This is a genomic window from Variovorax sp. ISS6 (genome assembly GCF_056523145.1).
Window position 1 is genome coordinate 5,905,466 of record NZ_JAWRZC010000001.1, and the last position, 22,167, is coordinate 5,927,632.

The 22,167-nt window shown below is 70.0% G+C and carries 14 protein-coding genes, 3 tRNA genes and 1 pseudogene; 2 read left to right on the top strand and 16 right to left on the bottom strand.

The window, feature by feature from the left end:
- Nucleotides 1-19: 19 nt before the first annotated feature.
- The 6 genes and pseudogenes from AC1HIL_RS27170 to AC1HIL_RS27195 all read right to left on the bottom strand — a co-directional run bounded on the left by AC1HIL_RS27170 (nucleotide 20) and on the right by AC1HIL_RS27195 (nucleotide 12,077).
- Nucleotides 20-4,582, bottom strand: coding sequence for a type I polyketide synthase (locus tag AC1HIL_RS27170; protein WP_479670476.1), 4,563 nt, complete (start codon nucleotides 4,580-4,582; stop codon nucleotides 20-22).
- Nucleotides 4,582-9,898, bottom strand: a pseudogene (locus AC1HIL_RS27175) (amino acid adenylation domain-containing protein). Before AC1HIL_RS27175 ends, AC1HIL_RS27170 begins: the two are co-directional and overlap by 1 nt.
- A gap of 102 nt (nucleotides 9,899-10,000) precedes the next feature.
- On the bottom strand, nucleotides 10,001-10,690 hold the full coding sequence (locus AC1HIL_RS27180) for a thioesterase II family protein (RefSeq protein ID WP_479672445.1): 690 nt from the start codon (nucleotides 10,688-10,690) through the stop codon (nucleotides 10,001-10,003).
- A 59-nt stretch (nucleotides 10,691-10,749) separates the two neighbouring features.
- The gene (locus AC1HIL_RS27185) at nucleotides 10,750-11,004 is read right to left on the bottom strand and encodes an MbtH family protein (RefSeq protein WP_057596095.1); all 255 of its coding nucleotides are present in this window, start codon (nucleotides 11,002-11,004) and stop codon (nucleotides 10,750-10,752) included.
- A gap of 176 nt (nucleotides 11,005-11,180) precedes the next feature.
- Nucleotides 11,181-11,435, bottom strand: coding sequence for a DUF4880 domain-containing protein (locus AC1HIL_RS27190; protein ID WP_479670478.1), 255 nt, complete (start codon nucleotides 11,433-11,435; stop codon nucleotides 11,181-11,183).
- 117 nt (nucleotides 11,436-11,552) lie between these two features.
- Nucleotides 11,553-12,077: a sigma-70 family RNA polymerase sigma factor gene (locus tag AC1HIL_RS27195; RefSeq protein WP_057596097.1), complete on the bottom strand. Its 525-nt coding sequence runs from the start codon at nucleotides 12,075-12,077 to the stop codon at nucleotides 11,553-11,555.
- Nucleotides 12,078-12,471: 394 nt separating this feature from the next.
- Here AC1HIL_RS27195 and AC1HIL_RS27200 point away from each other — a divergent pair, with 394 nt between their 5' ends.
- Nucleotides 12,472-13,311, top strand: a complete 840-nt coding sequence (locus AC1HIL_RS27200) for a plasmid replication/partition related protein (RefSeq protein ID WP_413762770.1) — start codon at nucleotides 12,472-12,474, stop codon at nucleotides 13,309-13,311.
- Between the two features lie 22 nt (nucleotides 13,312-13,333).
- On the opposite strand, the gene AC1HIL_RS27205 is transcribed toward AC1HIL_RS27200, so the two are convergent.
- On the bottom strand, nucleotides 13,334-13,918 hold the full coding sequence (locus AC1HIL_RS27205; protein ID WP_057596099.1) for a BPSL1445 family SYLF domain-containing lipoprotein: 585 nt from the start codon (nucleotides 13,916-13,918) through the stop codon (nucleotides 13,334-13,336).
- Between the two features lie 115 nt (nucleotides 13,919-14,033).
- The gene (locus AC1HIL_RS27210) at nucleotides 14,034-14,795 is read right to left on the bottom strand and encodes an SDR family oxidoreductase (RefSeq protein ID WP_057596100.1); all 762 of its coding nucleotides are present in this window, start codon (nucleotides 14,793-14,795) and stop codon (nucleotides 14,034-14,036) included.
- Nucleotides 14,796-14,894: 99 nt separating this feature from the next.
- Here AC1HIL_RS27210 and AC1HIL_RS27215 point away from each other — a divergent pair, with 99 nt between their 5' ends.
- Complete coding sequence (locus tag AC1HIL_RS27215; RefSeq protein WP_479670479.1) at nucleotides 14,895-15,791, top strand: AraC family transcriptional regulator; 897 nt, start codon at nucleotides 14,895-14,897, stop codon at nucleotides 15,789-15,791.
- A 324-nt stretch (nucleotides 15,792-16,115) separates the two neighbouring features.
- Here AC1HIL_RS27215 and AC1HIL_RS27220 read toward each other — a convergent pair.
- The 8 genes from AC1HIL_RS27220 to AC1HIL_RS27255 form a co-directional block, all read right to left on the bottom strand.
- Nucleotides 16,116-16,192, bottom strand: a tRNA-Asp gene (locus AC1HIL_RS27220).
- A 69-nt stretch (nucleotides 16,193-16,261) separates the two neighbouring features.
- Nucleotides 16,262-16,337 (bottom strand) — tRNA-Glu (locus tag AC1HIL_RS27225).
- Nucleotides 16,338-16,392: 55 nt separating this feature from the next.
- Nucleotides 16,393-16,468 (bottom strand) — tRNA-Ala (locus tag AC1HIL_RS27230).
- A 72-nt stretch (nucleotides 16,469-16,540) separates the two neighbouring features.
- Nucleotides 16,541-17,932: a glutamate--tRNA ligase gene (gene gltX / locus AC1HIL_RS27235; protein WP_479670480.1), complete on the bottom strand. Its 1,392-nt coding sequence runs from the start codon at nucleotides 17,930-17,932 to the stop codon at nucleotides 16,541-16,543.
- Between the two features lie 11 nt (nucleotides 17,933-17,943).
- Nucleotides 17,944-19,161, bottom strand: coding sequence for an O-succinylhomoserine sulfhydrylase (locus tag AC1HIL_RS27240; protein WP_479670481.1), 1,218 nt, complete (start codon nucleotides 19,159-19,161; stop codon nucleotides 17,944-17,946).
- A gap of 44 nt (nucleotides 19,162-19,205) precedes the next feature.
- Nucleotides 19,206-20,705, bottom strand: coding sequence for an amidophosphoribosyltransferase (purF, locus tag AC1HIL_RS27245; RefSeq protein WP_057596104.1), 1,500 nt, complete (start codon nucleotides 20,703-20,705; stop codon nucleotides 19,206-19,208).
- A 12-nt stretch (nucleotides 20,706-20,717) separates the two neighbouring features.
- Nucleotides 20,718-21,203 (bottom strand): CvpA family protein, encoded by a 486-nt coding sequence (locus AC1HIL_RS27250; protein ID WP_057596105.1) that lies wholly within the window; start codon nucleotides 21,201-21,203, stop codon nucleotides 20,718-20,720.
- Nucleotides 21,204-21,225: 22 nt separating this feature from the next.
- A complete protein-coding gene (locus tag AC1HIL_RS27255; protein ID WP_479670482.1) occupies nucleotides 21,226-22,146 on the bottom strand; it encodes an SPOR domain-containing protein in 921 nt (306 codons plus the stop codon).
- Between the last annotated feature and the right edge of the window lie 21 nt (nucleotides 22,147-22,167).

A 22,167-nucleotide genomic window follows, 5' to 3' on the forward strand; every position in this document is an offset into this window, starting at 1 on the left:
GCCCCGGGGGGAGCCAGGGCTAGGCGGCGTTCTCTATCTCTTCGATCAGCCGCGTCTCGACCAGCACGGCGAGTTCGCGGATGGTGGGCGCCTTGAAGAAGGCGGCGGGATGCAGTTCGACCTCGTAGGCCTTGCGGGCACGCGCGAGGATCTGGATCGCGAGCAGCGAATCGCCGCCGAGCTCGAACAGGTTGTCGTCGACGCCGACGCCGGCGATGCCCAGCATCTCCTGCCAGAGGCCGGCGAGGCCCTGCTCGAGGTCGCCGTCGGGCGCGGCGTAGGCGGTGGAGAGCGCGGGCCGCGGATGGCTGCGGCGCTTCTTCCGTACCGCCGGGCCGGTCTCGACCAGCGCCAGCATGCCGTTGTCGAGCTGGCCCAGGCGCTGCGCGAGGTCGGTGGTGGAGATCGCGACCTGCGCGAAGGCCGGGCCGTTGACGATGCGCTCGAGCGCGCGCGCGCCCTCGGGGCCGTCCATGCCGATGCCCTCGGGCAGCACGCGGCCCGCGGCCATGCCGAGGTCGCGCCAGGCGTCCCAGTTGACCGAGACCACCGGGTACGGCGCGCTGCGCTGCCACAGCGCCGCCAGCGCATCGAGGCAGGCGTTCGCGGCGGCGTAGTCGCTCATGCCGAGGCCGCCGGCCATGCTGGAGATGGACGAGCACAGCAGCACGAAGTCGAGCGGCTCGTCGCGCAGCGCCTCGAGCAGGCAGCGCGTGCCGCGCAGCTTGGGCGCGAACACCGCGTCGACGCGGGCGCGCGTGCGCTGGCCGATCATGCCGCTGTCGGCATGGCCGGCCGCGTGGATCACGCCATGCACCGCGCCGAAGCGCTCGCGCGCCTGCGCGGCGACCACGCGCATCTGCGCGGCATCGGCCACGTCGGCCGACAGCACCAGCACCTCGGAACCCAGGGCTTCCAGTTCGAGCAGCTGGCGCAGCTTCGCGCGCAGGGCCGGCGGCTGCGCGTCGTCGCCGGCCAGGCCTTCCCATTCGGCGCGCGCGGGCACCGGCGAGCGGCCCAGCAGCACGAGGCGCGCCTGCCACGAGGCAGCCAGGTGGCGTGCGACCGCGAGCCCCACGCCGCCGAGGCCGCCGGTGACGAGGTAGACCCCGCCTTGGCGGAAGCGCTGGATCGGCGTGCCCGATGCCGCCGGCAATGGCTCGTAGCCGCGGACCCAGCGGTGCGGGCCGCGCAGCGCGATCCGCGTCTCGTCGGTGCCGGCATGCGCGCCCGCCGCCAGCTGCGCGAACAGCCGCGCCTGCGCGCCACTGCCCGCGGCCGGCAGCACCACGTCGGCCACGCGCGCATCGATGTGCGGGTATTCCTGGCCGATCACCTTGCAGAGGCTGAAGACGGTGGCCTTCTCGGGGCACAGCAGTTCATCGCCCGCGACGTCCTCGGACTGGGTGAGCACCGCCTGCAGCGACAGCCGGCGCTCGCCGCCCGCGGCGACGGCCTCGAGCGCCTGCGCCAGCGCGAACAGGCTGAAGAAGCCGCGCTCGAGCGCGGTCTCGGCAGCCGCATCGGCAGCGACGGGCGCGTGGGCATCGATACCACCCAGGTGATGGATGCGCGCGACCGGCCCGAAGGCCGACCGCACCTTGCGCAGCACGGCCTCGTGGTCGGTGCGCTCGCCGGCGCGCAGCGCGTAGTGGTGCGGCGCATGCTCGGCGAAGGCCTGCGCATGGTCGACGCGCACGACCGCGTGGCCGGGCCAGGCCTGGCGCAGGTGCTCGACGAAGGCACGCTGGAAGTCGTCGGCATTGCCGATCACCAGCGTGCAGCCGTCGGCGGGCGCGGTGCCCGCCACGGGCTCGGCCGGGTCGAGGCGCTTCCATGCGGGCACGTGGAACGGGCCGCTGGCGGCGGCGGCCGGTGCATCGGCGGGCGCGGCCTCCTTCCAGTACGACTGGCGCTGGAACGCATAGGTTGGCAGCGGCACGCGGCGCGCGGCGCGGCCCGGATGGCAGGCCTGCCAGTCGATCGGCACGCCGGCGCACCACAGCGCGCCGATCGCGCCGGCCATGTGGCGCTCGTTGTGCAGCCGCTGCTGCGGGTGACCCTGGCTCGACACGATGCCGGCGGCCGAGGCCGCCAGCGGATGCTGGCGCGCGAGGCCGCTGAGCGTTTCGCCCGGCCCCACTTCGAGCAGCACGCGGCCCGGCGTGCCCAGCAGGTGCGCGAGGCCGTCGGCGAAGCGCACCGTGCCGCGCAGGTGGCGGGCCCAGTAGGCGGGGTCGACGGCTTCCTGCGCGGTGATCGGCCGGCCGGTGACGTTGGAGATGAAGGGAATGCGCGGCGCCTGCCGCGGCACGCCCGCGACCACCTTCTGCAATGCGTCCACGATCGGATCGGTCATCGCCGAATGCGAGGCGATGGACACCAGCAGCCGGCGCGGCATCAGGCCGCGCGCACTCATCTGCGCCTCGGCCGCCTCGATTGCGGACAGCGGTCCGGCCAGCACGCACAGCGCCTCGCCGTTGATCGCGGCGATGTCGCAGCCGGTGGCCAGGAAGGGCTGCAGTTCGGCTTCGGACAGCGCGATGGCGGTCATGGCGCCGGGCTGCATCGACTGCATCAGGCGACCGCGCTCCGCGACGATGCGCAACGCATCCTCGAGCCGGAACACGCCCGCGAGGCAGGCGGCGACGTACTCGCCGAGGCTGTGGCCCAGCATCAGCGCGGGCCGCACGCCGCGCGACATCCACAGCCGCGCCATCGCGTACTCGGCGACGAACAGCAGCGGCTGCGTGTACTCGATGCGCGCGAGCCGCGCGTCGGCCTCGCCCTCCGCCTCCGGCGCGGGGTACAGCAGCGCGCGCAGATCCTCGCCGAGGATGTTCTCGAGCAGCGCGCAGCAGCGGTCGACCTCCTCGCGGAACACCGGATGGTCGCGGTACAGCGCGAGGCCCATGTTGGCGTGCTGCGTGCCGCCGCCCGGGAACAGGAAGACGACCTCGGGCGCCGTCTCGGGCGCGCGCTGCGGCGCATCGAGATCGTCCGCGGCCGCGCGCAGCGACTGCAGCGCGAAGGCGGTGTCGCCCGCCACCACCGCGGCGCGCTGCGCGAAGGCACGGCGGCCGTTCTGCAGGGTCTGCGCGACATCGGCCAACGATGCCTCGGGATGCGCCTCGATGTGGTCGGCCAGCAGCGCCGCGGCCTCCCGCAGCGCGGCGGGCGCCTGCGCCGACAGCGGCAGCACCTGCCAGCCGCCCGCGTTCCTTTCGGCGCGAACGGCGGGCGCTTCCTCGAGCACCACGTGCACGTTGGTGCCGCCGATGCCGAACGAGCTCACGCCCGCGCGGCGCGGCACCGGGCCTTCGGGCCAGGGCTTCGACACCGTGTTGACGTAGAACGGGCTGTTCGCGAAGTCGATCTGCGGATTGGGCGCGCGGAAATGCAGGCTCGCGGGCAGCACGCGGTGGCGCAGCGCCTGCGCGGCCTTGATGAGGCCGGCCACGCCGGCGGCCGCGTCGAGGTGGCCGATGTTGGTCTTGACCGAACCGAGGGCGCAGAAGCCGCGCCGCTCGGTGTCGGCGCGGAAGGCCTGGGTCAGCGCGGCGATCTCGATCGGGTCGCCGAGCGTGGTGCCGGTGCCGTGGGTCTCGACATAGCCGATGGTGTCGGCCGACACGCCCGCGATCAATTGCGCCGCGCGTATCACCTCGGCCTGGCCGTCCACGCTGGGCGCGGTGAAGCCGACCTTGGCCGAGCCGTCGTTGTTGGCCGCGCTGCCCTTGATGACCGCATGGATGGTGTCGCCGTCGCGCAGCGCCTCGTCGAGCCGCTTGAGCACGACCACGCCCGCGCCGCTGCCGATCACCGTGCCGGCGGCCTCGGCGTCGAAGGCGCGGCAGTGGCCGTCGGGCGAGAGGATGGCGCCGGCCTGCCAGCGGTAGCCGCCTTCCTGCAGCAGGTCGAGCCATACGCCGCCCGCGAGCGCCATGTCGCAGTCGTGCGCCAGCAGCGCCTGGCAGGCGGTGTGCACCGCCGTCAGCGAGGTCGAGCAGGCGGTCTGCACGCTCACGGCCGGGCCGCGCAGGTCGAGCTTGTAGGCCACGCGCGTGCACAGCGAACCGCCCGAGTTGCCGCTCATCAGGCCCAGCAGGTCGGCGATGCCGCTGTGCGCGCCGAGGCCGAACGAGGGCAGCAGGTTGCGGATCAGGTAGACGTTGGCGCCCTCGCCCGCGTACACGCCGACCTTGCCCTGCCAGCGCTCGGGATCGCAGCCCGCATGCTCGAGCGAGGACCAGGCGCATTCGAGAAAGATGCGCTGCTGCGGATCGAGGGTCTCGGCCTCGCGCGGCGCGTAGCCGAAGAAGGCGGCGTCGAACTGGTCGAAGCCCTCGAAGCGCACGCCGGCCTTGACGTAGTCGGGCTCCGCGAGCACCGAATCCGGCACGCCCTGCGCGCGCAGCTCCTCGTCCGAGAAGCGCCGGATCGACTCCACGCCGTCGCGGATGTTGCGCCAGAAGGCATCGACATCGTCGGCGCCGGGAAAGCGACCGGCCATGCCGACGATGGCGATCTCCAGGCCTGTGGGTTCGCCGGGAACGGCGTCGAAGGACTCGGGCGTGGACATCAGTGGACTCTTTCTGCCGCCTTGCGGCGTTGAAGCATGGCGGCGCGCTGGCGCAGCGCGCGTTCGTCGATGGCGGCCAACGCGGCGGCGGCCTCGGCACGGCCGCCGCCCTGCTCGATGGCGCGCGCCAGCGACTCGACGGTGGGGTGCTTGAACAGCTGGACCAGCGGCAGCTCGATGCGCAGCCGGTCCTGCAGCAGGCGGTGCGCGCGGATCAGCAGCAGCGAATGGCCGCCGAGGTCGAAGAAGTTGTCGTGCTGGCCGACCTGCGGCACCTGCAGCACCTCGGACCAGATGGCCGCGAGCGTGCGCGCCACCTCGCCCTGCGGCGCCTCGTAGGCGCGCGCGCCGGCCAGGCCGTCGGGCTCGGGCAGCGCCTTGCGGTCGACCTTGCCGTTGGCATTGAGCGGCAGCGCATCGAGCACGACGATGGCGCGCGGCACCATGTAGTCGGGCAGCGACCGGCCGAGGCGCTCGCGCAGCGCGGCGGTGTCGACGGGCGCGTCGCCGCGCGGCGAGACGTAGCCGATCAGCGTCGCGCCAGCCGGGCCTTCCTTCGCGACCACCACCGATTCGCGCACCTCGGGCTGGGCCGCGAGCTGGGCCTCGATCTCGCCGAGCTCGATGCGCAGGCCGCGGATCTTGATCTGGTGGTCGATCCGGCCCAGGTACTCGATCTGGCCTTCGGCGTTCCAGCGCACGAGGTCGCCGGTGCGGTAGAGCCGGTCTCCCTGGCCGAAGGGATCGGCCACGAAGCGCTCGGCGCTGAGGCCGGCGCGGTTCAGGTAGCCGCGCGCGAGGTTCACGCCGCCGAGATAGAGCTCGCCGGCCACGCCGCGCGGCACGCGGTTGAGCTCGGCGTCGAGCACCCAGGCCCGGGTGTCGCTGATCGGGCGGCCGATCGGCACCAGGCTTTCGCCGTCGTCGCGGCAGGTCCACTGCGTGACGTGGATGGTGGTCTCGGTCGGGCCGTAGAGGTTCTGCAGCGAGGCGCCGGCCAGGCGCCGCAGCGCCTCCTTCTGCGTCTCGGCCGGCATCGCCTCGCCGCCGCAGATGATGTAGCGCAGCCGCGTGCGCGACTCGATGCCCGGATGTGCGAGGAAGGCCTGCAGCATCGAGGGCACGAAGTTCAGCGTCGTGACCTGGTGGCGCTCGATCAGTTGCACCAGCCGCTCGGGATCGCGGTGGTCGCCGGGGTTGGCGACCACGAGCCGCGCGCCGGCCGTCATCGGCCAGAACATCTCCCACACCGACACGTCGAAGCCGAACGGTGCCTTGTGCAGCACCGTGTCGTCGCGCGAAAGACCGTAGACGCGCTGCATCCAGGCCATGCAGCTGTGCAGCGCGCCGTGCCGCACGGCCGCGCCCTTGGGCCTGCCGGTGGAGCCCGAGGTGTAGATCACGTAGGCGAGGTTCTCGCCGTGCAGCGCGACCTCGGGGTCGGATTCGGGCTCGGTGCCGAGGTCGAGGCTGTCGATCTCGAGCACCCGGAGCCCGCCGCGCGCGGCGATGCAGTCGCGCGTGGCGCGGTGGGCGAGCAGGAGGTCGATGCCGCTGTCCTCGACCATGTAGGCCAGGCGCTGCGCCGGGTAGTCGGGGTCGAGCGGCAGGTAGGCGCCGCCGGCCTTGAGGATGGCGAGCAGGCCCACGACCAGCTCGACGCTGCGTTCCATCGCGATGCCCACGCGCGCATCGGGCCGCACGCCGAGCGCGACCAGGCGGTGCGCGAGGCGGTTGGCGCGGCGGTTGAGCTCGGCGAAGCTCAGGGCCTCGTCGGCGAACAGCAAGGCGATGGCCGCGGGCTGCTGGCGCGCATGGCGCGCGATGGCGCGGTGCACCGGCTCGGCGCCGGGCTCGCGCGTGGCATCGACGCTCCAGCGCGCGATCTCGGCCTGCTCGCTCGCCGCCAGCAGCGCGACATCGCCGACCGCGCGCGCGGCATCGCCCGCCAGGGCCTCGAGCAGCGCGAGGTAATGGCCGGCCATGCGCTCGATGGTGTCGGCGTCGAACAGCTCCGCCGCGTAGATGAAGTCGAGCCGCGGCGGACCGTCCATGCGCTCGCGCACTTCGAGCACGAGTTCGAACTGGGCCTCGAGGTCGGGCAGCGCATGGTCCTCGGCATCGAGGCCGCCGAGCTGGCGCAGCGCGCCGCGGTCCTCGAGCAGGTGGTTGAACATCACCTGCACCAGCGGGCTGTGGCTCATGCTGCGCTCGGGCTGCAGCAGCTGCACGAGCTGCTCGAACGGCAGGTCCTGGTGCGCCTGCGCGCCGAGCACCGCTTCGCGCGCCTGCGCGAGCACGCCGGCCAGCGGCGTGCGGCCGTCGATGCGGTTGCGCAGCACCAGCGTGTTGACGAACAGGCCGATGATCCGCTCGAACTCGGGCCGGCCGCGGTTGGCGACGGCGGCGCCGACACGGATGTCCTGCTGGCCGGTGTAGCGGTGCAGCAGCGCCTGCAGCCCCGCCAGCAGCACGACGAACAGCGTGGCGCCCTCGGCCTGGGCCAGCGCGCGCAGCGTCGCGAGCAGCGGCGCGGGCAACTCGAAGCCGTGGCGCGCGGCGCGGTAGCTCGCGCGCGGCTGGCGCGGGCGGTCGGTGCGCAGCTCGAGCACCGGGTGCTCGTGGCCCAGCTGCGCGCGCCACCAGGCGGCCTGGCGCTCGGCCTCGCCGGCCGCGAGCCAGTCGCGCTGCCAGGCGGCGTAGTCGGCGTATTGCAGCGCGGGCGCGGCGATGCCGGCCGCGCGGCCCTGCAGGCGCGCGGCGTAGCCCGCGGCCAGTTCCTCGAGCAGCACCTGCATCGAGGCGCCGTCGGAGACGATGTGGTGCATCGCGACGACCAGCAACTGGGCCGCGTCGGCGGTGCGCAGCAGCGCGACGCGCAGCAGGCCGCCTCGCGTGAGATCGAAGGGGGTGGCCTTGATGCGGCGCGCTTCCTCGGCCAGCTTGGCCGCGCGCGTTTCGGCGGGCAGCGCGCGCAGGTCGACGATCTCGACGCCGGCTTCGGCGGCCTCCTGGACCCATTGCATCGGCACGCCGTCCGCGCCCGCGCGGAACACGGTGCGCAGCGACTCGTGGCGCGCCACCAGGTCGCCGAGCGCGGCGCGCAGCGCATCGGCATCGAGGGCGCCGCGCAGCTGCATCGCACCGCTCATGTGATAGGCCGCGCTTCGGGGATCGAGCTGCCACAGGAACCATTGGCGCTCCTGCGCATGCGAGAGCGGCAGGCCCTGCGCGCGCTGCGCCGCGCCGAGCACGGCGACGGGCGCGGGACGCTCGCGCCGGCCCGTGGCCCGCAGCCGGCCCACGGCGGCCGCGCATTCGCGCAGGCGCGGCTGCTCGAACATCAGCCGCACGGGGAAGTCGATCTCCCAGTGCGAGGCGATACGCGCGGCGGCCTGCGTGGCGCTCAGCGAGTTGCCGCCGCGCGCGAAGAAGTGCGCGTCGCGCGGCAGCGCGGGCGCGTCGGCCTGGCGCAGCACCTCGCGCCAGATCGCATCGAGGACGCGTTCCGTGTCGTCGAGCGCCACTTCAGCGACCGCCTCGGTGGCGGGGCCGCCCTTCACGAAGCGGCCGCGCTCGTGGATCGCATAGGCATCGGCACTGCGATCGAGCCAGCCCGCGCGGCAGGCGCCGCGCTGCAGCTTGCCGCTGGTGGTCTTGGGCATGCCGCCCGGGTTGAGCAGCACCACGGCCGACAGCGGCTCGCCGAACACCTCGCTGACCGCGGCGCTCAGCGCCTCGACCAGCAGCTGCGGCGGCACCAGCTTCTGCATGCTGCGCGAGATCTCGGCGGCCGCGCCGATGCCCTCGCCGTCGGGACCATGGGCCGCGAAGACCGCGACGCGGCCCTTGCGCACCGCCTCGACCTCGGCCTCGATCACGCGCTCGATGTCCTGCGGATAGATGTTGTGGCCGCGCACGATGATCAGGTCCTTGATGCGGCCCGTGACATAGAGCTGGCCCTCATGGAAGAAGCCGAGGTCGCCGGTGCGCAGCCAGCGCAGGCCGTCGCGCTCGACGAAGGTCTCGCCCGAGGCGCTTTCGTTGCCCCAGTAGCCGGCACCGATGCTCGCGCCGGCGATCCAGAATCTCGCCGATGGCGCCGTCCTCGAGCACCGCGCGCGTGGCCGGATCGACGATCTCCACACGGTGCTCGACCGCCACGCCGCCACAGCCGACCAGCACCGTGCCGTCCTCGCCCGGCAGGCTCGGCGTGCCCTGCCCCGCGGCCAGGCCCGCGTTCGAGAAAGCGCGCGCGACCATGCCGTCGCCGCGCCGCCCGCCCGTGACGTAGAGCGTGGCCTCGGCCAGCCCGTAGCAGGGATAGGCCGCGCCGGCATCGAAACCGGCGGCGGCGAAGCGCTCGATGAAGGCAGCCTCGGTGTCGGCGCGCACCGGCTCGGCGCCGGTGTAGGCCACGCGCCAGCTCGACAGGTCGAGCGTGGCGAGCTGCGCGTCCTTCACGCGCTCGAGGCACAGGCGGAACGCGAAGTCGGGCCCGCCGCTGAGCGTGGCGCGGTGGCGCGAGATCAGCTCGAGCCAGCGCACCGGCCGCTCGAGGAAGTGGCGCGGCGAGGTCAGCACCAGCGGGATGCCGCTGTAGAGCGGCTGCAGCAGGCCGCCGATCAGGCCCATGTCGTGATAGAGCGGCGCCCACGAGACGAACTTGTCGTCGGGCCCGATGCCCATGCCGACCTGGATCGCATGCTCGTTGGCCATCAGGTTGCCATGCGTGACGATCACGCCCTTGGGTGCCGAGGTCGAGCCCGAGGTGTATTGCAGGAAGGCGATGTCGTCGTCGCCGGGATCGAAGGGCTGCCAGGACTCGGCCAGCGCTGCGTCGACCGCGTCGACGGCGAGGATCGCGGCACCGGCGAACTGCGTCGGCGCGGTCTCGGCGATGGCCGCTTCGAGCGCCGCGGTGGTCAGCACGCAGCGCGCGCCGCAGTCGGCGGCCACGCCCGCGAGGCGCGCGAGGTGCTGGGGCCGGGCCGACTCGGGCGGGAAGATCGGCACCGCGATCACGCCCGCGTAGAAGCAGGCCAGCATGGCGATCGCGTAGTGCTCGCCGTTGTCGAGCATGACCAGCGCGCGGTCGCCGCGCGACAGGTCGCACTGCAGCCGCGCTGCCAGCGCGCGCACGCCGTGCTCGAACTCGCCGTAGCAGAAGGACTGCTCGCGCGGAACGCCGCCGATTTCGTCGACGACGGTGAGCCAGGTGTGGTCGGCGCGCTGCCGCGCCAGTGCGCGCAGATGGGCCACGAAGTTGCGCGGGCGCGCGGATGCGGATGCCGGCGCCGCTGCCTTGCTTGTCATTTCTCTAGCCTCCAGACGATCGAAAGCGGCATCGCGGCCGCGTGTCATTGGGGTGCATCCCTGCACCGTCGCCGAGCCCACCGCCTCATGTCCTGGCCATCGTCAGACCAGCGAAGGGGTCGCGTGGCGGCCGCCCGGCACGACCGCTCCCGAGGCGAGCCGTCGCGACAAGGCCTCGAGGAACGCGCCTTCGCCATGCCGCAGGAAGAAGTGGCCGCCATCGAACCAGTCGAGCGTGACCGCATGCGTCGCCTCGCGCGACCAGGCCTCGACACGCGCCGCGTCGATGTCGTCATCGCGGCCCGCGAAGACATGGATCGGCAACGGCAGCGGCGGCCGTTCGCGCTGGCCGAAGCTTTCGCAGATGCGGTAGTCGGCGGCGAGCACGTCGAGGGTGATGCGCATCAGCTCCTCGCTCGCGAAGACCTCCTCGGGCGTGCCGCCCTGCCTGCGCAGGTCGGCGATCAGCGCCCGGTCGTCGTTCCTGTCCGCGAAACGATCGGGATCGCGGCACGAAGGCGCCGCGCTGCCGGACACCAGCAGCGCCCGAGGCAAGGCACGCCGCTCGTCATGCAGGCGCCGCGCGATGCCCCAGGCCAGCAACGCGCCCATGCTGTGGCCGAAGAGCGCGAAGCGCCCCTGCAGCGCCGCGGCCTGCTCGGTGCACAGCCGCGCCACGAGCGCATCGAAGTCCTCGACGAAATCCTCGCCCATGCGCGCGCCACGGCCCGGCAGTTCGACGGGCACGATCCGCAGCCATTGCGGCACGAGGCGGCGCCAGCGCAGGTACATGGTGGCGCTCGCGCCGGCACAAGGCAGGCACAGCAGCGCGAGCTCCGGCGTGCCCACGCTCAACCGATCGCGCCTTCGGTGGCCGCGGACCGACCTTCCTGCGCGGCCATCCATTCGCGCAGCGAGCGGGGGCGCATGTCGGTCCAGGTCTGCTCGACATAGGCCAGCACCGTCTTCTTGTCGCCCTTGACGCCGTCGACGGCGGTCCAGCCGCTGGGCACGGCCTTCCAGTGCGGCCAGATGGAATATTGGTCTTCGTGGTTGACCAGGACGATGAAGGTTTCGTCTTCGCGGTCGAAACAGCTGGTAGACATCGAGGCATCCTTGTGCGGTTGAACATGGGAAGCGCCGGCGACCGCCCGTGCGGGCGTCGCGTGGAAGGGCGCTCCTGCTCAACAGGACGCTTCAGCGGGTCATCTGTTCATTTGCACGGGGTCGACGGGCCCCGGATGCGGACGCGCGGGCGAGGCGCTCGCCGCGCGTCGATGCGTCAGTGCTTGCCGGGCGCGTGGCCGGCGTCGTCGTGCGGGATGTCGTCGCCGCCGACGTCGTTGACGGGTGGCACCATGCCCGCGAGCAGCCAGAGGCGGGCCGCCTTGTCGTAGGCGCGGCGGTGGGCCGGGTCGGCCGCCAGCCAGGTCGTCATTTCGTCCCGCGCCGCGTCGTCGAAGGTGTCGCGGTCGTATTCCCGCTGCACCCACGTCCACGCGGCATTCCAGACGGGATCGTCCTTGTCTTGAGTCATGCCAGAAGGTGGTTCGCTTTGTTCTTGCCGGTGCCGGTGGCCCCTTGCTGCCAGCGCAGCAGGCACGAACCATACCAAACCATGCCCATGCCTCGATGCATGGACGGTCATCGGCCCTCAGTCGGCGTCGAGCAGGTGGGCACAGCCCTTGATCGCGGCCGCGGCATCGGCGATCAACCCGTTGACGAGGCCCAACGCGCAATCGAGCCGCGCCGCGATCTCGCGCTGCGTGAGCCCCTCGAGGCGATAGAGCTCGAAGACCAGCCGCGTGCGCGGCGGCAGCCCGGCCAGCGCGCGATCGATCGCATGCAGGACCTGGCGCTCGCGCATGCGCCGATCGGGCGTTTCGACGTTCGGGATCTCGAGCACTTCCACGTCCACGTCGAAGGTGCGGTAGTTCGCCTCGACGCGGTGGCGCCGGCAGTAGTCGAGCGCCATGTTGCGCACCACCTGGCAGCAGTAGCCGATGGGCTTCTCGGCCAGCCGCACGGACGCGCCGTCGACGATCTTCAGATAGGCGTCCTGCACGACGTCGTCCGCGAGGTCCGGGGTGTTGACGATCTTGCGGGCAACGCGCCACAGCTGTGCTCGATGGGCGATGAAGACTTCTCCGAGCGAGGGCTCGGACAAATGCGATGGCATGTGCAACACCTCTTGAGAGCGGGACGAAGTGGACGACGCGAATCCTGGAGGCTCTGGATTACTACTTTGGTAATCCAAAACAGAATAAGAATCATTCCTATCTATAACCATGTTTCCGGGCACCTCTGAACTCGCGTTCGGGCGAGAAATCAGGACGAAAAAACTTGGGGGGACTGACGTTGCAGCGGGACCGGAACGATGTTCCGCGAAAGGAACATCAGGCCCGCATTGGCTTGCGCGGTGGCGGGCGATGATAGCCCAGATTGTTTGACAGGCATGCGTCAGGCATTGCATGCCGGCCATTGCGGCACGTCGACAATCCAGCGCCTTGCTTCACGGCATTGCAGCACCGGCGGCCCTCTAGAATTCCGCCCCTCAGCCCGATCGCGTCTCCATGAACATCGTCGTCAACGAAGAACTCAAAGCCTATATCGATCCCCTCACGCCCGAGGAGCACGAAGCCCTCGAACGCAGCATCCTGACCGAAGGCTGCCGCGATGCGCTGGTGCTGTGGGGCGACGTTCTCGTCGACGGCCACAACCGCTATGCGATCTGCCAGAAGCATGGCCTGCCGTTCCAGACCGTGCAGAACACGCGCTTCCAGTCGATCGAGGACGTGCACCTGTGGATGATCGACCAGCACCTGGGCCGGCGCAGCATCTCGGACTTCGTGCGCGGCGTGCTCGCGCTGCGCAAGAAGGACATCGTGACGGAGCGCCGCGCGCGCTCGGCGAACGTGTCGTCTTCGACCACCGACGCCGAAGCGCCCGCGAGCTCGGCCGCGAGCGCCGACGATGCGAGCGTGCCGCCGCCTCCACCGCTCAACAGCCGCGAAGCCATCGCCAAGGCCGCGCGCATCAGCAGCACCCAGGTGCAGATGATCGAGAAGATCCAGAAACAGGCCGCGCCCGAAGTGGTGGCCGCGGTGAAGTCCGGCACCATCTCGATCAACGCGGCTGCTGCCGTGGCGAGCCTGCCCGCCGAGGAGCAGGTGGCCGCCGCGAACGCGGGCAAGGACGAACTGAAGCTCGCGGCCAAGCGAGCGCGCGAAGCGAAGCGCAAGCCGCGCGAGGACGATGCCGAAACCTCGTCCGACACCGAATCGCCGCCGTTCGATGTGGCCGATTCCGAGCAGGTTCAGGCGCTGAAGCAGCGCGTGGCGGCGCTCGAATCCGAGAACAAGGCGCTGCGCGAGCAGATCGCCACGCTGCAACTGCAACTGGCGGCCGCCTGAGCGCGCGGCCGCGGACACCGCGTCAGAGCGCGATCTCCGTCACCTTCGCGCCCTGCACCGAGACACCGGCCTCGAGCCCCACGTTCGTCAGCACGAAGCCCACCACGGGCTGGCGGATCGTGTTGGTGTCGATGCTGCCGTTGGCACCGATGGTCGCGACGGCCACCGTGGCATCGGCACCGGCCGTCCATCCCTTGCTGCTGCGGAACTTGTCGAGCGCGGCCTGCGTGGTGAACAGGTAGATCACGGCCTTCGACTGCGCGCCCGCCTGGAAGCCGATCGAGCCCGAGGTGGTGCTGTAGTAGGACTGCGTGCGGCCGTTCACGCGCAAGGCGCCGCGGCCGTATTCGGCGCCCACGCCCATGCTCGCGCCGACCACGGCCGGGAACACCAGCACGCCGCTCGATTTGGCGACGAGTTCGCGCGAACCGCGCACCGAGTCGTAGAGCTTGGACAGCGAGGCATCGACCTGTGCGTCGATCGATGCGCGCGAGGACGCGCTGCTGGCCTGGTTCTCGGGACGCGTGGTCGTGCAACCGACGAAGGCAATGCTGCTCGCGGCCACTGCACAGGCGACGGCCACCGTACGAAGCGAAGAGATGGGCATGGCGAACTCCTTTGCTGAAACATGACGCAAACCGTGCCCGCGACGATGCGGGCCTGGTCATGCTACGGCGCGCATATCGCTCCATGGCGCGTTGTGGAAGACCGCCTACGCCAACTCAAGCCGATGCAGAAGGCACGTTCGAGCGGGCCAGCGCCACCGCGTCGGCGCCCGCGGGGAAGCGCAGTTGCCCCGTCTCGTCGTTCGCGGCGCGCCACACGGTCTCGGCCACGTCGGATGCCGTGGTCACTTCCGAGATGCCCGCGAAGGACGCGAAGACCTGCTGCGCATAGGCCCCATAGGCCGGCGGGATCAAGCCCTCCATGCGCGACTGGCCGTTGCTCGTGAAGTTCGTGCTCGGCGCATAGCCTGGCTGCACCAGCTTCACGCGCACGTCGAAGGCCGCGAGTTCGTGCGCCAGCGAGCCCGTGAAGCCTTCGATGGCCGTCTTGCTGGCCGTGTAGACCGCGACCAGCGGCATCGGTGCCAGCGTGGCGCTCGAAGTCACGTTCACCACCACGCCGGCGCGGCGCGCGCGGAACTGCGGCAGCACAGCCTGCGTCATCGCCATCACGCCGAAGGTGTTGGTCTCGAAGACTTCGCGCGTGGTGCTCATCGGCGTCGCCTCGAAGGCACCGAGCAGTCCGATGCCCGCGTTGTTGACGAGCACGTCGATGGGTCCGCTCGCCTCGAGCGCGGCGGCGATGCTCTGCGGATTCGTGACGTCGAGGGCCACGATGCGCAGCCGCTCGTCGCGCGGCAGCAGGTCTTCGCGCGGCGTGCGCATGGTGGCGATCACGCGCCAGCCCTGCGACAGGAAGTGGCGCGCGGTCTCGAGGCCGTAGCCGGACGAGCAGCCGGTGATGAGGACGGTTTTCATGGGTGTTTGCTGAGTGGTTGACATGGAAGCGAACGATATCCAGAGAAAACCGGACCATCTACAATGAAAAGTCCACGATTCTTTTGCAAGCGTCCAGCCATGAACGATCCGCTCTCAGAGGTCATCGCGCTGCTCAATCCGCGCGCCGTGTTCTCGAAGGGCATCAGCGGCGCTGGTCGCTGGGCCGTCCGCTATTCCGATTTCGGCCAGCCCAGCTTCTGCGCGGTGATCAGCGGAAGTTGCCGCCTCGCGGTCGAGGGCGAGGAAGCCATCGCCCTCGAAGCGGGCGACTTCGTGCTCATGCCGGCGACGCCGGGCTTCACGCTGTCGAGCTTCGAGGCGGCCGCACCCGTTCACATCGATCCCAAGCTCGCGCCCGCACCCGAAGGCGAGGTTCGCCACGGCAGGCGCGATGGTCCACCCGACGTGCGCCTGCTCGGTGGCTACTTCGTGTTCGATTCGCCCGATGCGGCCTTGCTGGTCTCGCTGCTGCCCACGCTGGTGCATGTGCGCGGCGTCGACCGGCTGTCGGTGCTGGTGCGCCTGGTCGGCGAGGAGTCGAGCGAGGAGCGCTCCGGGCGCGAGCTCGTGCTCACGCGCCTCGTCGAGGTGCTGCTGGTGGAAGCGCTGCGTTCGTCTTCCGGCGAGGATGCGCCACCCGGCCTGCTGCGCGGACTGGCCGACGCGAGGCTCGCATTGGCGCTGCGCCAACTGCACGCGGATCCCGCGCGACCATGGACCATGGCGCAACTCGCGCAGCAGGCCGCGCTGTCGCGCTCGGCCTTCTTCGATCGCTTCACGCGCGCCGTCGGACTGCCACCGATGGAATATCTGCTGGCCTGGCGCATGGCGCTCGCGAAGAAGCTGCTCGAGCATCACGATCTCGCGATCGCCGAGGTTGCCCAACGCGTGGGCTACGGCTCGGCGAGCACCTTCAGCACGGCCTTCAGCCGGCATGTGGGACTGCCACCTGGGCGCTACGCACGGCGTGCGTAATCTCCTCGCGCGGGGCCGCATGCGCGTGCCTGCTACAATGCGCCTTCGCTCGGACCACCTGAGCGTTGCCTGGCCAGGCAAGCTGAATCTCACACCAGCGCGTCGAAGTCACTACGACGAGAAAAACAACAATGACTTCCGCAAAGGAATCTTTGCCGTAGCGTGGACCGCGTAAGAGTTCACGACCATATTTCCAAAGCCCGCCTCGTGCGGGCTTTGTTCGTTTTGGGCCACCGTTCGCGCACGATGACCGGCCCAACAAGGAATCGAAACCCGAAAAGACAAACGGGCTACGCGATCGCTCGCGTAGCCCGTTGCTTTGTGTGGCGGAGTGGACGGGACTCGAACCCGCGACCCCCGGCGTGACAGGCCGGTATTCTAACCAACTGAACTACCACTCCTGGTAGACAACGTTCACTCCTTGCGGAGCCGAGTGTTGACGACTCGTGCCTGCTTCACTTGCATGAAACTGGCGACCCTACGGGGATTCGAACCCCGGTAGCCACCGTGAAAGGGTGGTGTCCTAGGCCTCTAGACGATAGGGTCAAAACCTTAGGAACCGTGCTGCGATCAGCACTTCTTCTCTTCTCGACACTTTTGATGGTGGAGGTAAACGGGATCGAACCGATGACCTCTTGCATGCCATGCAAGCGCTCTCCCAGCTGAGCTATACCCCCTCTTTGACATTCCAGTGCTTCTTTTCAGAATCACCTTGTGTCGGTGTCGAGCCTCAAATTATAGACCGATTTTTAGGCCACTTTCAAACGCTCGATGATTTTTTCTTTAGAAAAAATCGCGAGGACCGCATCGAGCGATGGCGTCTGTGGCGTCCCCATCACGAGAACACGCACCGGCATCGCCAGAGCAGGCATCTTGAGCGAATGCGCAGCCAAGGTTTCCTTGATGGCCGCGGCGATCGTCGCCTTGTCCCACGTCGGAAGGGTGGAGAGTTTATCCGCAAGTGTGGCCACCGCAGGCTTCACCGCATCGGTGATGTGTTGCGCACGATCCGCTTCGCTCGCCTGGACGTCTGCATAGAAAGCCGCGGCCCAGTCGGCCAGTGCGACGGTGGTCTCGCAGCGGTCCTTGAACAGCGCGCAGATGGCGGCGAGCCGATCGTCGGCCTCGATGCCGCGCTTCTTCAGTTGCGCGGCCACCAGCGGCGCGAGCGCGTCGTCGCTCTTGGCCTTGATGTACTGCGCGTTGACCCATGCGAGCTTGGCCGCGTCCCATTGCGCCGGGCTCTTCGACAGGTGCGAGCCGTCGAACCAGCTCACCATCTGCTCGCGCGTGAACAGCTCGTCGTCGCCGTGGCTCCAGCCGAGGCGCGCGAGGTAGTTGAGCATCGCCTCGGGCAGGTAGCCGTTGTCTTCGTAAGCGGTCACGCTCACGGCGCCGCGGCGCTTCGAGAGCTTCTGGCCGTCGTCGCCGAGGATCACGGGCACATGGCCGAACTGCGGCAGCGGTGCGCCGAGCGCGTGGAAGATGTTGATCTGCCACGGTGTGTTGTTGATGTGCTCGTCGCCGCGGAACACGTGCGTGATGTTCATGTCCCAGTCGTCGACCACCACGGCGAAGTTGTAGGTGGGCACACCGTCGGGCCGCAGGATGATGAGGTCGTCGATCTCGCGGTTGTTGATGGTGATCTCGCCCTTGACGAGGTCGTTCCAGGTCACGTCGCCTTCGGGCGGATTGCAGAAGCGCACCACCGGCGGCACGCCCTCGGGCACGGGCGGCAGCACCTTGCCGGGCTCGGGACGCCAGCGACGGTCGTACAGGGTCTTCTCGCCGCGCGCCTTCTGCGCCTCGCGCATCTCGTCGAGCTCGGCGGGCGTGGCGTAGCAGTGGTAGGCCGTGCCGGCTTCGAGCATCTGCGCGATCACGGCCTGGTAGCGCTCGAGACGCTGCATCTGGTAGATCGGGCCCTCGTCGTAGTCGAGGCCGAGCCAGTGCATCGATGCGAGGATCTGGTCGGTCGAATCCTGCGTGGAGCGCGCGACGTCGGTGTCTTCGATGCGCAGCACGAACTCGCCGCCATGGTGGCGCGCATAGGCCCACGAATAGAGCGCGGTGCGCGCGGTGCCCAGGTGCAGGAAGCCGGTGGGAGACGGAGCGATGCGGGTGCGGACTTTGCCGGTCATGGAGGCGGGATTCAGAAATTCAGGGTGGAAAGGCCGCGCGACAGGTCGGCCTTGATGTCGTCGACGTGCTCGAGGCCGACCGCGAGGCGGATCAGGCCCTGGCCGATGCCGGCCGCCTGGCGCTGCGCTTCGGACAGGCGTCCGTGCGAGGTGGTGGCCGGGTGCGAGATGATGGTCTTCACGTCGCCGAGGTTGGTGGCGATGCTCACGACCTCGGTGCAGTTGATGACGTGGAAGGCGTTGGCGCGCGCGGCCTCGGGATCGGCGCCCTTCACGATGAAGGACACGACCGCCCCGCCCTGCCCCGCCTGCTGGCGCATCGCCAGCTCATGCTGCGGATGCGAGGCGAGCCCCGGGTAGTACACGCGCTCGATGCCCGGCTGGGCCTCGAGCCATTGCGCGACGGCCAGCGCGTTCGCGCAGTGCGCCTGCATGCGCACGTTGAGCGTCTCGAGCCCCTTGAGCACGACCCAGGCATTGAACGGCGACAGCACCATGCCCGCGGTGCGCACCACCGGGCCGAACACGTCGACGATCAGCTTCGAGGGACCGCAGATCGCGCCCGCCATCACGCGGCCCTGGCCGTCGAGGTGCTTGGTGCCCGAATGGATGATCAGGTCGGCGCCGAGCTCGGCGGGCCGCTGCAGCGCCGGCGAGCAGAAGCAGTTGTCGACCGCGAGCAGCGCGCCCGCCTCGTGCGCCACGTCGGCCAGCGCACGGATGTCGCAGACCTCGGTCAGCGGATTGGTCGGCGTCTCGGCGAACAGCAGCCGGGTGGTGGGACGCACCGCGGCGCGCCACTCGGCCACGTCGGTCTGCGAGACGAAGGTGGTCTCGACGCCGAACTTGCCGAACTCGCGCCCGATCAGGTTGATGGTCGAGCCGAACATCGAGCGCGAGCACACGACGTGGTCGCCGGCCTTGAGCAGGCCCATGCACATCATGAGGATCGCGCCCATGCCGCTGGACGCGGCGATCGCGGCCTCGGTGCCTTCCATCGCGGCGAGCCGGCGCTCGAAGCTGCTGACGGTGGGGTTCGAGGTGCGCGCGTAGGTGAAGCCTTCCTCGGTGCCGGCGAAGCGGCGGGCCGAGGTCTCGGCGTCGGGCTGCACGAAGCCGCTGGTGAGGTAGAGCGCTTCGGAGTGCTCGCCATGCACGCTGCGTTCGAGCGCGGTGCGCAGGGCCAGCGTGTCGCGGTGCAGGCCGGGAGGCAGGGGTCGATCGGTCACGGAAACTTTCGGGCGCGAGGCCAACGAGGAATGTCGGAAGAAGATCAGCTCAGGTTGGGCAGCGCGAGGCGCGAGGAATCCTCTTCGGTCTCCTCGATGCGCGGGCGGTTGCCGTTCATGCGCGAGATGGCTTCGGTGTCGATGTCGCCGGTGACATAGACGCCGTCGAAGCACGAGGCATCGAAGCCGTCGAGCTTGCCGTTGAGCGAGCCGATGGCGCGCTTCATCGCATCGACGTCCTGGTAGATCAGCGCGTCGCAGCCGATCAGCTCGCGGATCTCTTCCACGGTGCGGTCGTGCGCCACCAGCTCGTCCTTGGTCGGCATGTCGATGCCATAGACGTTGGGATAGCGCACCGGCGGCGCGGCGCTCGCGAGGTAGACCTTGCGCGCGCCGGCGTCGCGCGCCATCTGCACGATCTCGCGGCTGGTGGTGCCGCGCACGATCGAGTCGTCGACCAGCAGCACGTTGCGGCCCTTGAACTCGCTCGCGATCACGTTGAGCTTCTGGCGCACCGACTTCTTGCGCACGCCCTGTCCCGGCATGATGAAGGTACGGCCCACGTAGCGGTTCTTGACGAAGCCCTCGCGGTACGGAATACCCAGCAGGTGCGCGAGCTGCGTGGCGCTCGGGCGGCTCGATTCGGGGATCGGGATGATCACGTCGATCTGGTTCGGCGGCACGGTCGAGACCACGCGCTTGGCCAGCGTCTCGCCGAGGTTCAGGCGCGCCTGGTAGACCGAGATGCCGTCGAGCACCGAGTCGGGACGCGCCAGGTACACGAACTCGAAGATGCAGGGATTGAGCGTGGGCGCCTCGGCGCACTGCATCGAATGGAGCTGGCCCTGCATGTCGACGAACACCGCCTCGCCCGGCAGCACGTTGCGCTCGAAGGTGTGGCCCGAGCCCTCGAGCGCCACCGATTCGCTGGCCACCATCACGGTGCCGTCGGCACTGCGGCCGATGCACAGCGGGCGGATGCCGTAGGGATCGCGGAAGGCCAGCAGGCCGTGGCCCGCGATCAGCGACACCACGGCATACGAGCCGCGCAGGCGCTTGTGCATGCTGCGCACCGCGGCGAACACCTCGGCCGGATTCAGCGGCACGCCGTGCGATGCCTGCTCGAGCTCGTTGGCGAGCACGTTGAGCAGCACCTCGGAGTCGCTCTCGGTGTTGGTGTGGCGGTGGTCGGTCGAGAACAGCTCGGCGCGCAGTGCGTGGGCGTTGGTCAGGTTGCCGTTGTGCACCAGCACGATGCCGAAGGGCGCGTTGACGTAGAAGGGCTGCGCCTCTTCCTCGCTGTAGGCGTTGCCCGCGGTCGGATAGCGCACCTGGCCCAGGCCGACGCTGCCGGGCAGCGCGCGCATGTTGCGGGTGCGGAACACGTCGCGCACCATGCCCTTGGCCTTGTGCATGAAGAACTTGCGTTCCTGCAGCGTGACGATGCCGGCCGCATCCTGGCCGCGGTGCTGCAGCAGCAGCAGCGCGTCATAGAGCAGCTGGTTGACGGGTGCGTTGCTGACAACGCCGACGATTCCACACATGAAGCGATCCTCTCAGGGCAGGTAGCTTGCCAATTTTTCGGGCAATGCAGGCTTCAGGCTCTGCAATGCCGCGTCGAGAACAACGGCGCTGCGCGATTCGTGCCACCAGGCACTGTCGCTCAACGCCAGCAAATGAACAACCACTGCCAGCACCAGCAGCGCTACCGCGCCCCGGGCCGCGCCGAAGGCACCGCCCAGGATCCGGTCGACCGGACGCAATCCCACGGCGGCGATCAGCTTGCGCGTGAGCGAGGCCACCAGGCCCACGCCGAACGCGACCGCCACGAACAGCAGCACGAAGGCCAGCGGATAGCGCCAGGACGCCTGCGGATCGCCGGCCGGCAACCAGGCCGCCACATCGGACGCGAACCACTGCGCCACCACGAAAGCCACCACCCAGCCGACCAGCGAAATCACTTCGAACACCAGCCCGCGCACGAGGCCGAACAGCATCGACACCACGATGAGCGCGACAGCGATCCAGTCGAGCAAGGCCACGGCAGCTACGGGCGGTGGCGAATTACAAGGTGAGGATCGCGGCCGACAAAGACAAGGCCTTCACCCGCTCGGCGGCCTTGTCGGCCTCGGCGCGCGAGCCGAAGGGACCGACCCGCACGCGCGTGCGTTCGCCGTCGGCCGTCTTCGCCACGTTCACATAGGTCTTGAGGCCGGCCTTCTCGAGCTTCTGCCGCACCTCGCGGGCCTTGTCGGCATCGGCGAAGGCACCGACCTGCACCACGAAGCGGCCGTTGTCGTCCGACGCGGCGGCGGGCTTGGGCGTGGCGGGCGCGGCGGCGACGGGCCTGCCTTCGAGCAGCGCGCGGGCACGGGCGCCGTCGTCGACCGCGGCGGGCTTGGGCGCGGGCTTCGGTTCCGGCTTGGCCTCGGGCTTGGGTTCGGGCTTCGGCTTGGCCTCGGGCTTGGGTTCGGGCTTCGGCTTGGCCTCGGGTTTGGGTTCGGGCTTGGGCTCGGGTTTCGGCTCGGGCTTGGGTTCGGCCGGCTTGGCCGGCGCGGGGGCGGGCGCCGGCGCGGCGTTGACCGGCTTGCCCGAGGCATCGATCTCGGTGCCGTCGGCGGTCTCGGTGATGATGCCGCCGCTCGACGCGGCCGGGGGACGCGACGGCGTCGCGGCGGCCACGCGGGTGTCGCCGTTGTCGCTGCCGCTGGTGGCAGCGGGCGCGGGCGCCTGGGGCACCGGCAGCGGCTTGACCTTGTTGCGGTCGGGAATCTCGATCGGGATGTCGACCGACACCGGGCGCGGCTGGGTGTCGAACAGCAGCGGGAAACCGATCACGCCCAGCAGCACCAGCACCGCGGCGCCCAGCAGGCGGTGGCGGGCGCGACGGCGCATGGATTCGACACTTTCCGCCGGCACCGCAGCCGGTGCGCTGCGTCCTTCGTTGCCTTGTGGGCCGCGCGCGCGGAACTTGAAAAACGCCATGAAGTTCGGTCCCTGAAGGAG

Excerpts from the sequence above, each read along its gene's own strand:
- AC1HIL_RS27255 (WP_479670482.1), bottom strand. The coding sequence starts at position 22,146 with ATGGCGTTTTTCAAGTTCCGCGCGCGCGGCCCACAAGGCAACGAAGGA.
- gltX (WP_479670480.1), bottom strand. The coding sequence starts at position 17,932 with ATGACCGGCAAAGTCCGCACCCGCATCGCTCCGTCTCCCACCGGCTTC.
- AC1HIL_RS27195 (WP_057596097.1), bottom strand. The coding sequence starts at position 12,077 with ATGCCATCGCATTTGTCCGAGCCCTCGCTCGGAGAAGTCTTCATCGCC.
- AC1HIL_RS27185 (WP_057596095.1), bottom strand. The coding sequence starts at position 11,004 with ATGTCTACCAGCTGTTTCGACCGCGAAGACGAAACCTTCATCGTCCTG.
- AC1HIL_RS27215 (WP_479670479.1), top strand. The coding sequence starts at position 14,895 with ATGAACGATCCGCTCTCAGAGGTCATCGCGCTGCTCAATCCGCGCGCC.
- AC1HIL_RS27170 (WP_479670476.1), bottom strand. The coding sequence starts at position 4,582 with ATGTCCACGCCCGAGTCCTTCGACGCCGTTCCCGGCGAACCCACAGGC.
- purF (WP_057596104.1), bottom strand. The coding sequence starts at position 20,705 with ATGTGTGGAATCGTCGGCGTTGTCAGCAACGCACCCGTCAACCAGCTG.
- AC1HIL_RS27210 (WP_057596100.1), bottom strand. The coding sequence starts at position 14,795 with ATGAAAACCGTCCTCATCACCGGCTGCTCGTCCGGCTACGGCCTCGAG.
- AC1HIL_RS27205 (WP_057596099.1), bottom strand. The coding sequence starts at position 13,918 with ATGCCCATCTCTTCGCTTCGTACGGTGGCCGTCGCCTGTGCAGTGGCC.
- AC1HIL_RS27190 (WP_479670478.1), bottom strand. The coding sequence starts at position 11,435 with ATGACTCAAGACAAGGACGATCCCGTCTGGAATGCCGCGTGGACGTGG.
- AC1HIL_RS27180 (WP_479672445.1), bottom strand. The coding sequence starts at position 10,690 with ATGTACCTGCGCTGGCGCCGCCTCGTGCCGCAATGGCTGCGGATCGTG.
- AC1HIL_RS27200 (WP_413762770.1), top strand. The coding sequence starts at position 12,472 with ATGAACATCGTCGTCAACGAAGAACTCAAAGCCTATATCGATCCCCTC.